This window comes from Sandaracinobacteroides sp., assembly GCF_057137845.1.
In genome coordinates, this window is record NZ_DBNHFX010000043.1 from 1 (window position 1) to 14,890 (window position 14,890).

Annotated in this window: 17 protein-coding genes; 1 reads left to right on the forward strand and 16 read right to left on the reverse strand. The window is 66.9% G+C overall.

All coding sequences use genetic code 11. From position 1 onward, the window contains the following. The 16 genes from ispG to AC16JP_RS02135 all read right to left on the reverse strand — a co-directional run. On the reverse strand, positions 1-897 hold an 897-nt coding region (gene ispG, locus AC16JP_RS02060), incomplete at its 3' end, for a flavodoxin-dependent (E)-4-hydroxy-3-methylbut-2-enyl-diphosphate synthase (protein ID WP_484338939.1). Continuing rightward, a complete protein-coding gene (pal, locus tag AC16JP_RS02065; RefSeq protein ID WP_484338940.1) occupies positions 898-1,452 on the reverse strand; it encodes a peptidoglycan-associated lipoprotein Pal in 555 nt (184 codons plus the stop codon). A 70-nt stretch (positions 1,453-1,522) separates the two neighbouring features. Then, positions 1,523-2,851 (reverse strand): Tol-Pal system beta propeller repeat protein TolB, encoded by a 1,329-nt coding sequence (gene tolB, locus AC16JP_RS02070; RefSeq protein WP_484338941.1) that lies wholly within the window; start codon positions 2,849-2,851, stop codon positions 1,523-1,525. Next, positions 2,848-3,663 carry a TonB C-terminal domain-containing protein gene (locus AC16JP_RS02075; protein WP_484338942.1) on the reverse strand — a complete coding sequence of 272 codons (816 nt, stop codon included), beginning with the start codon at positions 3,661-3,663 and terminating at the stop codon, positions 2,848-2,850. The genes tolB and AC16JP_RS02075 overlap by 4 nt, the downstream gene beginning before the upstream one ends. Continuing rightward, positions 3,660-4,118 carry an ExbD/TolR family protein gene (locus tag AC16JP_RS02080; RefSeq protein ID WP_484338943.1) on the reverse strand — a complete coding sequence of 153 codons (459 nt, stop codon included), beginning with the start codon at positions 4,116-4,118 and terminating at the stop codon, positions 3,660-3,662. Before AC16JP_RS02080 ends, AC16JP_RS02075 begins: the two co-directional genes overlap by 4 nt. Further along, the gene (tolQ, locus tag AC16JP_RS02085; RefSeq protein WP_484338955.1) at positions 4,118-4,795 is read right to left on the reverse strand and encodes a protein TolQ; all 678 of its coding nucleotides are present in this window, start codon (positions 4,793-4,795) and stop codon (positions 4,118-4,120) included. Before tolQ ends, AC16JP_RS02080 begins: the two co-directional genes overlap by 1 nt. A 117-nt stretch (positions 4,796-4,912) precedes the next feature. Beyond that, positions 4,913-5,401, reverse strand: coding sequence for a YbgC/FadM family acyl-CoA thioesterase (locus tag AC16JP_RS02090; protein ID WP_484338944.1), 489 nt, complete (start codon positions 5,399-5,401; stop codon positions 4,913-4,915). Beyond that, a complete protein-coding gene (gene rplS, locus AC16JP_RS02095) occupies positions 5,401-5,784 on the reverse strand; it encodes a 50S ribosomal protein L19 (protein ID WP_484338945.1) in 384 nt (127 codons plus the stop codon). The genes AC16JP_RS02090 and rplS overlap by 1 nt, the downstream gene beginning before the upstream one ends. 86 nt (positions 5,785-5,870) lie before the next feature. Then, positions 5,871-6,560, reverse strand: coding sequence for a tRNA (guanosine(37)-N1)-methyltransferase TrmD (trmD, locus tag AC16JP_RS02100; RefSeq protein ID WP_484338946.1), 690 nt, complete (start codon positions 6,558-6,560; stop codon positions 5,871-5,873). Beyond that, positions 6,557-7,057, reverse strand: a complete 501-nt coding sequence (gene rimM / locus AC16JP_RS02105) for a ribosome maturation factor RimM (RefSeq protein ID WP_484338947.1) — start codon at positions 7,055-7,057, stop codon at positions 6,557-6,559. The genes trmD and rimM overlap by 4 nt, the downstream gene beginning before the upstream one ends. 5 nt (positions 7,058-7,062) lie before the next feature. Continuing rightward, positions 7,063-7,512 carry a 30S ribosomal protein S16 gene (gene rpsP / locus AC16JP_RS02110; RefSeq protein ID WP_484338948.1) on the reverse strand — a complete coding sequence of 150 codons (450 nt, stop codon included), beginning with the start codon at positions 7,510-7,512 and terminating at the stop codon, positions 7,063-7,065. 47 nt (positions 7,513-7,559) lie between these two features. Continuing rightward, positions 7,560-9,002 (reverse strand): signal recognition particle protein, encoded by a 1,443-nt coding sequence (gene ffh, locus AC16JP_RS02115; protein ID WP_484338949.1) that lies wholly within the window; start codon positions 9,000-9,002, stop codon positions 7,560-7,562. Positions 9,003-9,298: 296 nt separating this feature from the next. Further along, a complete protein-coding gene (locus AC16JP_RS02120) occupies positions 9,299-9,940 on the reverse strand; it encodes a PEPxxWA-CTERM sorting domain-containing protein (protein ID WP_484338950.1) in 642 nt (213 codons plus the stop codon). 117 nt (positions 9,941-10,057) lie between these two features. Continuing rightward, positions 10,058-11,386 (reverse strand): adenylosuccinate lyase, encoded by a 1,329-nt coding sequence (gene purB, locus AC16JP_RS02125; RefSeq protein WP_484338951.1) that lies wholly within the window; start codon positions 11,384-11,386, stop codon positions 10,058-10,060. 22 nt (positions 11,387-11,408) lie between these two features. Next, positions 11,409-13,073 carry an alkaline phosphatase D family protein gene (locus AC16JP_RS02130; protein WP_484338952.1) on the reverse strand — a complete coding sequence of 555 codons (1,665 nt, stop codon included), beginning with the start codon at positions 13,071-13,073 and terminating at the stop codon, positions 11,409-11,411. A gap of 44 nt (positions 13,074-13,117) precedes the next feature. Beyond that, entirely contained in the window at positions 13,118-13,984 is an 867-nt protein-coding gene (locus tag AC16JP_RS02135) for a helix-turn-helix domain-containing protein (protein WP_484338953.1), read from the reverse strand. A 376-nt stretch (positions 13,985-14,360) separates the two neighbouring features. Between AC16JP_RS02135 and AC16JP_RS02140 the strand changes: the two genes are divergently transcribed. Then, positions 14,361-14,890, forward strand: a 530-nt coding sequence (locus AC16JP_RS02140; RefSeq protein WP_484338954.1) for a dihydroorotate dehydrogenase, incomplete at its 3' end; no start/stop codon positions are given.

Here is a 14,890-nt window from a genome sequence, read left to right on the forward strand (position 1 = left end):
TTCGGTGGTGATGTGCGCCAGCCGCTTTTCCAGCGCCTCGACGGTGCGGATCACGTCGAACCCCTGCCGGGCGCAGCTCGGGCAACTGACGATCTTCACACCCCGCGCGCGGATGCCCAGCGATTTCAGGATGTGATAGCCAACTTTCACTTCTTCTTCCGGTTCAGCGGAGAGTGAAACGCGGATGGTGTCGCCAACGCCGCCCCACAGCAGCATCCCCAGCCCGATCGAGCTTTTCACCGTGCCGCCGATCAGCCCGCCGGCTTCGGTGATGCCCAGATGCAGCGGATAGTCCGACCGCGCGGCCAGTTCGTTATAGGCCGCAACCGCCAGAAACGGGTCCGATGCCTTCACGCTGATCTTGAAGGCGTGGAAATCCTCGTCCTCCAGCAGCTTTGCATGTTCGAAGGCCGATTCCACCAGCGCCTCGGGGCACGGCTCGCCATATTTCTCCAGCAGGTGCCGCTCCAGGCTGCCGGCATTCACACCGATGCGGATCGAACAGCCGTTGGCCTTGGCTGCGCGCACCACTTCGCGCACCCGGTCGCGCGAACCGATATTGCCGGGGTTGATGCGCAGGCAGGCGGCGCCCGCATCCGCCGCCTCCAGCGCGCGCCGGTAATGAAAGTGGATGTCGGCGATGATCGGCACTTTCGCCGCGCGGGTGATCAGCGGCATCGCCGCCGTCGATTCCTCGGTCGGGCACGACACGCGGACGATATCCGCCCCCACTTCTTCGCAGCGGCGGATCTGGTCGATGGTGGCCGCCGCATCCTCGGTCGGCGTATTGGTCATGGTCTGCACGGTGATCGGCGCATCCCCGCCCACCGGCACCTTGCCGACCATGATCTGCCGCGATTTGCGGCGGTGGATGTCCCGCCAGGGCCGAACCGACATCTAGCGCCCCGCCGAAACCACCACCGTCACCGCGCGGCGGTTTTTCGCCCAGGCCTCCTCGTTCGCGCCATCGACCGCCGGGCGTTCCTTGCCATAGCTGATGATGGTCATGCGATCGACACCGACCCCTTGCGCCGCCAGAAAGTTCTTTGCGGCATTCGCCCGGCGTTCGCCCAGCGCAAGATTGTATTCGCGGGTTCCGCGTTCGTCGGTGTGGCCTTCGATCGCCACGCGCACACCGGCGTTGCGCGCCAGCCAGTCGGCCTGAGCGCCCAGCGTCTGCCGCGCTGCTTCATCAAGTCCATAGCTGTCGAACGGGAACAGGATCGTATCCGAACCCGCCGCTTCCACCAACGCCGCCTGGCTTCCGGGAAGCGCAGTCGAACCAACCTGTTCGGGCGGCGGCACCGTGCCCGCCTGGTCGATCGGCTTGCTGGCCGGAGGCTGTGCCGGCGCCGGCTGCCACGCTTCGGGCGGCAGCACGTCGCGGTTCTTCGAACAGGCCGCCAGCGCCAGCGCGCCGGTCAGCAGCAGGGGAAGGGCGTTCAGTCTCATGCTCTACTCCTTAGCCTCGACCGGCCCGAAGGGGAACCGATCATCGGACAAAATGCACATCCGGGCGCAGTCACTTCAGCAACGGCCCCCAGCTCGGATCGCTCGCGTCAAGCGGCGTGGCGATGGCGCGGTCGTTGCGCCCGGTCAGGTCGATCGTGCGCAACCCCGACCGACCGCTGCGTTCGGTGCGGGTGAACAGGATCACCCGCCCGTTCGGAGACCAGCTCGGTGATTCGTCCTGCCAGCTATCGGTCAGCAGCCGTTCGCCACTGCCGTCGGGCCGCAGCACCGCGATCCGGAACTTCGAACCCTGGATGCGGGTGAATGCGATCAGATCGCCGCGCGGGCTCCAGACCGGCGATCCAGCCCGGCCGTCGCCGAAACTGATCCGCTGCGCGCCCGAACCATCGGCGTTCATCACATAGATCTGCTGCGATCCGCCCCGGTCGCTTTCAAAGGCGATCCGGCGGCCATCGGGCGAAAAGCTGGGCGATGTGTCGATCGAGCTGCCGCTCGTCAGTTGCCGGGTCGCGCCGCTGGCGATGTCGTACAGGTGGATGTCGCTGTTGCCGCCACGCGTCACGCTGAACACCAACGACCGCCCGTCCGGCGAAAACCGCCCGGCAAAGCTCATGCCGGCGAATTCCCCCACCGCGCGCTGCTGCCCGGTCGAAATGTTGTAGATCATCAGCTTCGGCCGGTCGCCCGAGAAGCTCATATAGGAAATGGTTTCGTTCACCGGCGAAAAGCGCGGCATCAGCACCAGCGACTGGCCCGAAGTCAGAAACCGGTGGTTGGCGCCGTCCTGATCCATGATCGCCAGCCGTTTCACCCGCTTCGTGCGCGGCCCGGTTTCCGAAACATAGGCGATCCGGCTGTCGAAATAGCCGGTCTCCCCGGTCAGCCGCGCATACACCAGGTCGGAACATTTGTGCGCCGCCCGCCGCCAGCCCGCCGGGGTCACGGTGAACCCCTGCCTGACCAGTTGCTCCTCGGAAAACACGTCGTGCAGATAGCAGCCGATCGTCAGCGTGCCGTCGGGGTTGGCTGTCACCGTTCCGGTCGCCAGCGCCTGCACGGCGGCGGTGCGATAGGCCCCGAACTGCGGGGCTGCGGCTTCCGCCATGCCGGGCGCCGGATAGGCATTGCGGCCGACAACCTTGAACAGTCCGGAACCGCTCAGGTTGTTCGACATCACATCCGCCACCTGCCGGCCCAGATCGGCGGTCGTCCCGGCGGGCGTTGCAACGCTCGTCGGCGTCGCAAAGGTCGGGATGGCGATCGGCATCGGCTGTTCGATGCCGCTGGTGATGTCGATCCGCAGTTGCGCCGCCGCCGGAACGGCAAGGCCAACGGCCAGCAGACAGGAACACAACAGGGCAGGGATGGAACGCATCATGTCATCAGCCTCGGATCGAAGTTCAGTTCGAATTCGCGCCAGAAGGGGAATAGATCATCCGGCAGTTTCAGCGGCGCGCAACGCAGCACCGCGCGCCGCGCCGTCTCGACGAACGCGCGCGCATAGGCCTGATTCCCGGCCTTGGCGCCGGTCTGGCTCACGAACTCGGGCGCGGCCGCAACGGTGCCGTCGCGGTTCAGCCTGATGCGAAGGATCGCCGTCATGTCGGCAACATCGGCCCCGCCCAGCGGCGGGTTCCAGCACGGCGCGATCTGCGCCCGGATCGCCTGCTCAAGCGTCGCCGCCTGAATCGCCGACAATCTGGCCTGTTTCGGAATCGCCTGCTCGATCGACTTCGCGAACTGCGAGGTGTCGCGCGGCTTGCGTGGCGCATCGGGCTTCGACTTGTCGATCAGCGCCGCCATCGAACCGGCGTCGAACTGCTGTTTTGCCGGCGCCTTCACCGGCGCAGCCTTGGGCGGCGCCTGCTTCTTCACTTCTTCGGCGATCGCATCCTGCGGCGCGGTATCGACCGGCTTCACGTTCGGCGCGGGCGGCGCAGGGGTGGGCGGCGTCGGCGGCGCCACCAGATCGGCGGGCACGGGCGCGCCTTCGTCACGCGGCGCCGCCTCCATCGAAGGCTTCGGCGGTTCCGTCACCGTCGGCGCGTCGGCAAGGTTCAGAAACTCGACCGGCGTCACATCCGGCTCGGAAAGCATCGGCGGCAACTGCCGCGCCAACCCAAGCGACAGCGCCAGCAGCAACAGCAGGTGCAATCCCGCCGCCAGCAGCAAGGCCTGCCGTTCGGTCATCCGCGCGGCGCCCCGGATTCCCCGGCCGAGGCCGGGGCGGCGGGCTGGTTCACCAGCGCCACCTTCGCGAAGCCGGCCCCGGTCACGTCGGCCAGCAGCGCCGCCACGCGGCCATAGGCAAGGCCCGCGTCGGCGCGAATCACCACGCGCGCATCCGGCCGCGCTTCGTGCAGGCCCGCAATCCGTGCGGCAAACGCAGCGTCGGCCAGCTGTTCATCGCCGATCGAACGCATGCCCGCAGCATCGATCGTCACGGAAATCGGCTCGTTGTCGCTCGGCAGCGCCTTCGCCGCCGTCTTCGGCAGATCGACGGCCACCCCCGTCACCAGCAGCGGCGCTGCAACCATGAAGATGATCAGCAGCACCAGCATCACGTCCACCATCGGTGTCACGTTGATGTCGGCCATCGGCGCCCGCCGCCGGCCGCTGCGCCTGCCGGATCCAGCGCCCACCATCAGGCGACACCATCCAGTTCACGGCTCATCAGCGCGTGGAACGACGAGGAAAACCCCAGCAGCCGGTCCTCCAGACGGGTGATGCGGTGCAGCAGCCGGTTATAGCCGATCACGGCGGGAATCGCGGCGAACAGCCCGATCGCAGTTGCGAACAGCGCTTCGGCGATGCCGGGCGCAACAACGGCAAGGCTGGTGTTCTGCGTGGCGCCTATCGCGATGAACGCCCGCATGATCCCCCATACCGTGCCGAACAGCCCCACGAACGGGGCGACGGAACCAACCGTCGCCAGCACCGACAGCCGGTCCGACAGGTCCGAGATGGCGCGGTCGATCGACGCCGCCATCACATTGGCAAGCCTTGCGCGCACACCCTCGCGGTCGACATTGGCCCGCCCCTCGACCGAGGCCTGCCATTCGTCCATTCCGGCCAGAAACAGATCGGCGGCCGGGTGCTGCCCCTTGGTCACCTTCAGTTCGTCCAGCGTCTTGGCCTTCCAGAACCGCTCCTCGAACTCGTTGGCGTCGCGATCGATCGCCCGCAACCGGCGGCTGCGCTCGAAGATGATCGCCCACGACCACACGCTCGACAGCAGCAGCCCGACCATCACCACCTTCACCACGATGTCGGCCTGCACGAACAGCGCCCATGGCGACATGGTTGCCGCCGTTTTCACCATAAGCTGTTCCAAATGTTCACTCCGGCTCGGGCGCGTGGCACGCCCGCATCATGGGGGTCCCGGGCACGAGGCCCGGATTGTGGTCGGCTTTGGTTTACCGGAAGTGAACCGCCCGCCTCAAGAGTCTGCGGCCTGAATGGCGCGGAACTGTTCCAGCCAGTCGGCAGGCTGACGACGCGGCCGCCCGTCCGGGGTCAGGAATCCGGCGCGCACCCGCGCTTCTGCCAGCACTTCCTCGCCGCACAGCACGCGCTGCGCCATGGTCACGGTCGCCGCGCCAATCTCGGTGCAGCGCGTTTCCACCAGCAGGTCGTCGTTCAGGTGCGCGGGCCGCAGGTAACGGATCGACAGGTCGGCCACCACGTAGACACCCTCGCCGCCCTCATGGGCGCTGCGCTGGTCGATCCCCAGCAGACGCAGCAAATCGCTGCGCCCGCGTTCCAGGTAGCGCAGGTAATTGGCGTGATACACCACGCCGGACAGATCGGTGTCCTCGAAATAGACACGCACGGCGAGCCTGTGCACGCCGTGCGCGATCCGGCCGGAAACCGGCGCCGGAAAGGCGCCGGCTGGTATCTGGCTTTGCCGGCCGGCGCCGGCAGGCATCAGCCGTTCCCGGCTTCCGTGCGCCAGTCGCGGCGCTCGGCGATACGCGCCGACTTGCCGCTGCGGCCACGCAGATAATAAAGCTTGGCGCGCCGCACCGCACCACGGCGGACGACGACGATCGACTCGATGGTCGGCGAATACAGCGGGAACACGCGCTCCACGCCCTCACCGAAGCTGATCTTGCGGACGGTGAAGCTCGACCCGATGCCCTTGTTCGAACGGGCGATGCAGACGCCTTCGTACTGCTGCACACGGGTGCGCTCGCCTTCCTTCACCTTCACGCCCACGCGCAGCGTGTCGCCGGGGCGGAATTCGGGGATCGGGCGGGCTTCCTTCAGCTTCGCGATCTGCTCGGCTTCGATGGTCTGAATCAGGTTCATTCTTCACTCCTGTCCCGGCTGGCCGGGCGCATGCCCTCGTGCGGGGCGTTTAGGGTCGCCAGAGGGCGGAAGCAGGATTTCCGGTCTCACAACCGTTCATCCAGCAGGTCTGGCCGCCATAGCCTCGTGTCTTCGACGGCCCGGCGCTTGCGCCAGGCCGCGATCTTCCCATGGTCCCCCGAAGTCAGCACCTCGGGTATCGCATGCCCCTCCCACACGGCGGGTCGGGTATAGTGCGGATATTCCAGAAGGCCGCTTTCGAAGCTTTCCTCGATTCCGCTGGAAGCGGCGCCCATTACGCCAGGAAGCAGCCTGACGCAAGCATCCAGCAGCACCAGCGCCCCCGGTTCGCCGCCGGAAAGCACATAATCGCCGATCGCAACCGGCTCGACACCGCGTCCGGCGAAGATCCGCTCGTCGAATCCCTCGAACCGGCCGCACAACAGGGTCACGCCCGGCCCGGCCGCCAGTTCGCGCACCCGCGCCTGCCGCAGCAGCGGCCCGCGCGGCGTCAGCGCCAAAACCGGCGCCTCCGGCAGCGCCGCGCGCGCGGCATCCACGGCGCGGGCCAGCACATCCACCTTCAGCACCATGCCCGGCCCGCCGCCCGCCGGCGTATCGTCGACGGTCGCGTGGCGGTCGCCGGCAAAATCACGCAGGCGCAGGGTTTCCAGCCCCCAGCGGCCATCGGCCAGCGCCCGCCCGGCCAGCGACTGCCCCAGCGGTCCCGGAAACATCTCGGGGTAGAGCGTCACCACCTGCGCCCGCCAGCTCATCCGGCCTCCACATAGGCCGCCGTCACCACCACGAAATCATCGCCGATTTCGGGCACCGCGGCCGGCACCAGCGGCACCAGCACCCGGCGGCCGCCGTCGCACGCGATCTCCAGAATGTCGGAAGCGCCATAATTCTCGACGCCATGCACCGCACCGACCGCCCGGCCGTTTTCGTCTCGCACCGGCAGGCCTACCAGGTCGTGCCAGTAATATTCGCCCTGCCCAAGCGGCGGCAGGCTTTCACGCGGAACCGTCAGCACGGTTCCGCGCAGCGCCTCGGCGGCGGTCCGGTCGGTCACTTCGGCAAAGCGGGCGACGGCACCCTGCGGGCCGGGGCGCACCGATCTCAGTGTCAGCATGCGCCCCCCGGCATCGAACCGGGGGTGCTGCTTCAGATGGTCGGCGGATGCAGTGAACAGCTTCAGCCGCACCTCGCCCGACACGCCATGCGCGCCGGCAACGGCCGCCATCACGACCGGCCGTCCGGCGCCAGTCATGGCCTTCAGCCTTCGGTCGTCTCGGCTGCTTCAGCCGGAGCTTCCGCAACAGCTTCCGCAGGCGCTTCGGCGGGCGCGGCAGCAGCTTCGGCGGCAGCGGCAGCGGCTTCTGCTGCTTCGGCTTCCTTCTGGGCGCGCATTTCCAGACGTTCCTTCGCCTTGGCGCCCGGCTCGGCCTTCTTCGGGTTGCTCTTGGCGGTGCGGGCCAGCAGGCCGGCAGCGTCGAGGAAGCGGTGCACGCGGTCGGTCGGCTGCGCCCCAACCGACAGCCAGTGCTTCGCGCGCTCGGCGTCCAGCGTCACGCGGTCGGCCGAATCCTTCGGCAGCAGCGGATTATAGGTGCCCAGCTTCTCGATGAAGCGGCCATCGCGCGGAGCGCGGCTGTCAGCAACGACGATGCGGTAAACGGGGCGCTTCTTGGCGCCGCCGCGCGACAGTCGGATGGAAAGTGCCATGGTGTTCGTCTTCCTTCGTTGATTTCGTGGTCTGTTTCGAAAAATTGCTAGCGTTTGAATCTGAACCCGCCGGGCAGCCTGGGCGGCATCATCCCCTGAGGCAGCGCCGGCATTTCGCCAGCACCAGCACCGGGCATGCCCGGCATGCCGCCACCGCCGCCGAACAGCCCGGCCAGCGCACCAAGCCCGCCCATCTTCTTCAACCGCTTCATCGCGGTTTCCATGTCGGCGTGCATTTTCAGCAGCTTGTTCACTTCCTGCACGGTAACACCCGACCCGTTGGCGATGCGGATCTTGCGCCGCGCATTCAGCAGGTCGGGCTTTGCCCGCTCCTTCGGCGTCATCGACAGGATGATCGCTTCCAGCCGCGCGACCGACTTGTCGTTCACCCGGCCCTTGTCCAGCGCGTCCTGCGCCTTGGCCATTCCGGGCAGCATCTTCGCCAGCGCGCCAAGCCCGCCCATCTTCTTCATCTGCCGGAACTGCTGCAACAGGTCGTTCATGTCGAAGCGGCCCTTGGCAAGCTTTGCCGCCATCGCTTCGGCTTCGGCCATGTCGATGGTTTCAGCCGCCCGCTCGACCAGGCTGACAACATCGCCCATGCCCAGAATGCGCCCGGCGGCGCGTTCGGGGTGGAAAGCTTCCAGCGCGTCGATCTTCTCTCCGGTGCCGGCGAACTTGATCGGCTTGCCGGTGATGAACCGCATGGAAAGCGCCGCGCCGCCGCGCGCGTCACCGTCCATTCTGGTCAGCACCACGCCCGTCAGCGGCACTTCCGCCGAGAAGCTGGTTGCGACGTTCACCGCGTCCTGCCCGGTCAGCGCATCGACGACGAGCAGCGTTTCCGCAGGCTGCGCCACCTGGGCGACAGCCTTCATCTCGGTCATCAGCGCCTGATCGACATGCAGGCGGCCGGCTGTATCCAGCAGCAGCACATCAAAGCCCTGCAATTTCGCCGCCTGCAGCGCCCGCGTCGCAATCTCGACCGGCTGCTGGCCGGCGATGATCGGCAACGTGGCAACCGCCACCTGCTCGCCCAGCACCTTCAACTGTTCCTGCGCCGCCGGGCGATTGACGTCGAGCGACGCCATCATCACCTTGCGTCCGCGCTTTTCCTTCAGCAGTTTCGCCAGCTTCGCCGTCGTCGTGGTCTTGCCCGACCCCTGCAGGCCAACCATCATCAGCACGGCCGGCGGCGTCACGTTCAGTTCAAGATCGGCGCTGTCGCCGCCCAGCGTTTCCACCAGGCAGTCGTGCACGATCTTCACGACCTGCTGGCCCGGCGTCACCGACTTCAGCACCTCGGCGCCGACTGCGCGCGCCGTCGCCCGGTCGACAAAGTCCTTCACCACCGGCAGCGCGACATCGGCTTCCAGCAGCGCCACGCGCACTTCGCGCATGGCCGCGCGCACTTCCAGTTCGTTCAGCGCGCCGCGCCCGCGCAGCTTGTCGAACACGCCGGACAGGCGTTCGGACAGGCTCTCGAACATCAGCGCGTCTGCGTCACTGCAAGGGTTGGCACGGCGGTTGGCACGGCGAACATCGGCTCCATCTTTTGCCGGCGATCAAACCGGCGCAACGCGAAACGCGCCGGCGGGCGAAACTTCGCTGACCGGCGTGCATCCGTAGACACGCGAATCCCAATGGTCTTCGGGTGTAATGAAGGCTCGGCCCTAAAGAACATCGCCCGCCGAGTCAATCTGGCAGTCCCCATGCAAGCCCCCCAAAGAAACGGGGCGGAACCTCGCGGTTCCGCCCCTCCCCTGTTTTCGCGTGCGTGACGACTTCAGGCGCTGACGCTGCTCACCCCCGAGCGGCGTCCCCGCAGGGCAAAGCCGACCAGGCCGAAACCGGTGATCAGCATCGCCCAGGTCGCAGGCTCCGGCACGGCCGGTTGCGACTGGCGCAGCCAGTACGGATTGGTTTCGTCGTTGTCGCGACGGTTGGTCAGACCGAAGGTCATCCACACGGTCTGCCCATTGGCGACGGTGCCGTCTTCGAACACCAGAAAGTCGCGATAGTTCAGTTCATCGGCGAAGTTCGACGCGAACAGATCCGAATCGCGAGGGCGCAGCGGAATGCCCTTCTGCGCGAAGCTGATGCCGTCATTGTCCGGCGACAGCGCGCGGTCCGACTGCAGCAGTTCGTTCGAGAAATCATACCAGTCGCGGCCGGTGTTGTTGGTGACATATTTGTTCACCTTCCACGAGCCGAGACCATAGGGCCAGCCCTCGATCAGCAGATAGACATGCTGGCCGGTGTTCACCCCCCAGGTCTCGTACAGGTCGATCACCTTGTTCGTGGTGTCGACCGTATAGCTGAAGGCATCGAGATTGCCGGCGGGGTTCGAAATGCTGATAGCCGCATCGGCCGACGTCGCGAGACCAAAGCTTGCGAGGGCGACCAGCGGAGCAACAAGCTTGTACATGTCTACCTACTCCTGTCCAAAAGGCAGAAATAAGGTATGCAAGTGTCGTGCCAACTCAGCGCGCGTGCAAATTCAATCGGTTAGGATTCGCAGGATAGCCCGGCCTGTCAGAAAATCTTACACCCCGGCCGGGGATTCACCAAACACACGGGTAAAAATCGTGTCGATCCGGGCGAAATGATGGTCCAGCGTGAACAGCCCATCAAGGTCCGCCGCCGACAGTTTCGCTGCAACGTCCGGGTCGGCTGCAAGCAGGTCCTTCAGGTGCAGCGCCCCATCCGATTCCCACACCTTCATCGCGTTGCGCTGCACGATCGCATAGGCGCCCTCGCGCGATACGCCGGCCTGCGTCAGCGCCAGCAGCACGCGCTGCGAATGGATCAGCCCGCCCATGCGGTTCATGTTGCGCTCCATCCGCTCGGGATAGACCAGCAGCTTCTCCACCACGCCGGCAAGGCGCACCAGCGCGAAATCCAGCGTGATGGTGGCGTCGGGGGCAATGCCGCGCTCGACGGAAGAATGGGAAATGTCGCGCTCGTGCCACAGCGCCACATTCTCCAGCGCCGGAGTAACCGCCGAGCGCACCAGCCGCGCCAGCCCCGTCAGATTCTCGGTCAGCACCGGGTTGCGCTTGTGCGGCATCGCCGACGAGCCCTTCTGCCCCGGCGCGAAATATTCCTCGGCTTCCAGCACCTCGGTGCGTTGCAGGTGGCGGATTTCGATCGCCAGCCGCTCGACCGAGCTCGCGATCACGCCCAGCGTCGCAAAGAACATCGCGTGGCGGTCGCGCGGGATCACCTGGGTCGAGATCGGCTCGATCGCAAGGCCCAGATTGCGCGCCACATGCGCCTCTACTTCCGGCGAAATGTTGGCGAACGTGCCCACGGCGCCGGAAATGGCGCAGGTGGAGATTTCGGCGCGCGCCGCCACCAGCCGTTCGCGGCAGCGGTCGAATTCGGCATAGGCCTGCGCCAGCTTGAACCCGAAGGTCACGGGTTCGGCGTGAATGCCGTGGCTGCGGCCGATGGTCGGTGTGAATTTATGCTCGAAGGCGCGGCGGCGGATCGCAGCCAGCAGCGCGTCCATGTCGGCCAGCAGGATGTCGCTGGCGCGCGCCAGTTGCACCGCAAGGCAGGTGTCCAGCACGTCCGACGACGTCATGCCCTGGTGCATGAACCGGGCCTCTTCGCCCACCTGTTCGGCAACCCAGGTCAGGAAGGCGATGACATCGTGCTTCGTCACGGCTTCGATCGCATCGATCGCCGCCACGTCGATCCGGGGTTTGGTCGCCCACCATTTCCACAGCGCATCGGCGGCGGATTGCGGCACGATACCCAGTTCAGCCAGCGCCTGCGTTGCGTGGGCCTCGATTTCGAACCAGATGGCGAAGCGGGTTTCGGGCTGCCAGATGGCAACCATTTCGGGTCGGGAATAGCGCGCGATCATGGCCCGCGCCCCTACCCCTCCTTCACCCCATCTGCAACCGCTTCTGCCCGGCCGTCACCGTCGCACGCATGGTTGCGGCGATCTTCGGCGCATGTTGGGTCACCGGCGCGGTAAAGCGCCAGTCGCACCAGGCCTGCGCCGGCGTCAGCGAAACATGGGCATAGCCCCGGCGCGCCGTATCCGCCCACCTGAGCGTCGGGTTGGCCTGCTCCATCGCAGTGGCAACGGCGGCGGGCGTCGCGCCGCGCAGATAGGCCTCGACGCCGGGCGACGTCACTGATGTCGTCGCGAACTCCACCCCGGCCGGCCGGCCATCGTTCACCAGATCGTTCGCCCAGGCATTGTGGCTGTCGCCCGCCAGCACCACCAGATCGGCGCCCGCCCGCTGCGCCGCCGCCAGCAGCCGGGCGCGCGCGGCGGGGTATCCGTCCCAGGCGTCCAGATTGAACGGCAGGCCAAGCCGCGCCGCCACCTCGGTCAGCCCGACGAAGGCGGAAATGTCGGCGGGCATCCCCGCCCCCACCATCTGCGAGGCCCCGGCCGGCGCCAGCAGCTTCCCCATCACCACCTGCTGCGCCAGCACCTGCCAGCGGACGCCGCGTTTCGCGGTATCCTGCATCGCATCGAACAGCCACTGCTCCTGTTCGGCGCCCAGCATCTGCCGGCCGCCCGCCACCCACTGCTCGTCGCGCAGGCGCTTCAGCGCGGTGATCGTGTCCGGCCCCTCGCCAACGGCCGCCGCATAATCCAGCGGCTTGTCGCGGGCGACGATCCGGGTTTCCAGCCGGTACAGCGTCGCCAGCCGGCCGATGTCGTATTTCGCCCAGTATCGATCCGAAACCGGCAGCCAGTCGCGGTGGGCGGCGATCGCCGCCTGCACGCGCGCCCCCCAGTCGCCCTGGGTTTTCGGGTTGTGGTTTTCCGCCCCGCCGCGCCATGTGTCGTTGGCGAACTCATGGTCGTCCCAGATACTGATGCAGGGCACCCTGGCGTGCAGCGCCTGCAGATCGGGGTCGGCGCGATAGCTGCGATACCGGCCCCAATATTGCTCGCGCGTCACGGTATCGCCCGGCGGCTCCAGCACCCGCCCGGCCACCGTTTCCGCCGCCGTCGGATAGGTGCCGCGGCCATATTCATAGATATAGTCGCCCAGATGCACGAACAGGTCGATGTCGTCGGCAGCGGCGGCATGGCCATAGGCGTTGAACCAGCCATAGGGCAGGTTGGCGCAGGAAAAGACCCCCAGCCGGAACAGGTCGGGCGAACCTTCGGGCAGGGTCCGGGTGCGGCCGATGGGCGAGTACACATTCTTCTCCGGCCCCCGCCACCGGTAATAATAGGTCCTGCCCGGCGTCAGGTCGCCGACTTCCAGCCTCGCCGTCCAGTCGCGTGCGGGGTCGGCCGTCGCTTCGCCAACCGTGCGTGCGCGCGCCATGCGCGGGTCTGCCGACAGTTCCAGCACCAGTTGCACCGGCATGTTGGGGCTGCCCTGAAACCGGGTCCAGAACAGCATCGAGCGCGGGCCGGGCTCGCCGCTGGCGACGCCGTGGGTGAACCCGCCCAGCAGCACCGGCTCCTGCAATCGCTTCACCCGCCGCGCCACGGCGCCGCCCGGCCACAACAGCCCGGCGCCGGCAACACCGCCCGCCGCCAGCAGGCTCCGCCGGGTGAAATCGCTTGCCGCCATGTGCGTCTCCCTCCCTCGCACCCGGCTCCTGCCGGGCTCTCCCCTCAGCTCATCAGGTTCAGCTTGGGCATCGTCGCCAGCTTCTGCCGTTCCGCGATCGTCAGGCGGGCAATCACTGCCTTCCTGCGGTCGAGGAACTGCCCCGGCGTCAGGCCGATAAACCGCTTGAAGTCGCGGATGAAGTGCGACTGGTCGTAAAAGGCGCCGGCCGTGACCTCCTCCCAGCCCACGTCCGGGTCGTCGCTCAGCCCCAGCCGAACGGCAGCCTGCAACGCCCTGTATTTGCGCGACAGCAGCTTCGGCGTCGCCCCATAGACACGCAGCGTCAGCCGCTCGACCTGCCGCGCCGACATGCCGGTCAGCCGCACCAGCTCGTTCACGTCCGGGTCGGGATTGTCGGTCAGCCACTCGTCGGCGGCGCGGGTGAACCACAGCGGCGGCGGCTTCGCCCGCATCGACAACAGCAGGAAAAAGGCGTCGGCTGCCGCAACGATTTCGCGGTGGCTGCGGGCTTCGCCCATGCGGTTCAGCGTGCGCCCGGCGATCGGCCCGACGACCCCTTCCAGATCGACCATGGTGTCGGCCAGTTCATTCGCACCCACATCGACCAGCGCCGCCCAGCCGGCGGGCAGCAATCCGGCGCCGAAGATCCGGATCGGTCCCTCGGCCTCGAATTTCACCGCCCAGTTGGTCGGCCCGCACAGCGCCGCGCGCGGTTCCTCGATCGGCGGGCCGTTGGCAAACGCGAATGATCCGCGCCCCCGCCAGGCAAAACGCACCTGCGGCAGCTCGGCGCGCAATATGTCCGACATCTGCGGCAGATCGGTTTCAAAGATGTAGTAGCTGGAAACCCATGTCCTGAGCGCCGCCGCAGGCGAATAATAGCGTAGGGAAAGTGGCGGCGGTTTCACGGTGCTACAATCCATCTCCCCTTTTTGCGGCCATCAGGTGCCGACCCCTGCCGCTATTTCGCAGTGACGCATTGTTCCGGCGAATGTGCCGCACGGTCAAGCAGAACCACCACAGAAAAAACGCCCCGAGGCACAGAGGCCTCGGGGCGGCAAAAGTAAGGATGGGTCTTCTTTGGCGAAAGTCAGAACCCATTTGTTGCGGGCCTCACTCACTGCCGGCGAAGGATCTCCCATCCCTTGGGTCGCAGGATTTCTATATCGGGGTGCGACAAATTAGTCTTGTATGGATTCGACATTCTGTCCGCGCACCACGCAAAAGCGCGATGAAAATCGCGGGACTTGCCCTGTGGCCGCCACCGGCGCATGGGTCCGGGCCATGTTCGCTCTGCTGCGCCCGCTGCTCTTTCGCCTCGACCCGGAACGCGCCCACACGCTCACCCTCGCTCTCCTCCAGCGCATGCCGGTCCCGGCGCTCGACCAGTTCGACCCAATTCTCGAAACGCGGCTTGCGGGCCTGGTGTTTCCGTCGCCGGTCGGCCTTGCCGCCGGATTCGACAAGGATGCACGCGTCTGGCGGCAGATGCTGGGGCTGGGGTTCGGTTTCGCCGAAGTCGGCACCCTCACGCCTCGGCCGCAGCAGGGCAATCCCAAACCGCGCATCTTCCGGCTGCCGCAGGATCAGGCCGTCATCAACCGGCTCGGCTTCAACAACGGCGGGCTGGATGCTGCGCTCGCCCGCATCCGGCTGCATCCGCGCCTCGGCGTCAATGTCGGCGCCAACAAGGATTCAACCGACCGCATCGCCGACTATGCCCATGGCGTGCGGCAGGTGCGCGACCGCGCGGCCTTCATCACGCTGAACATTTCCTCGCCCAACACGCCGGGCCTGCGCGGCCTCCAGGGCGA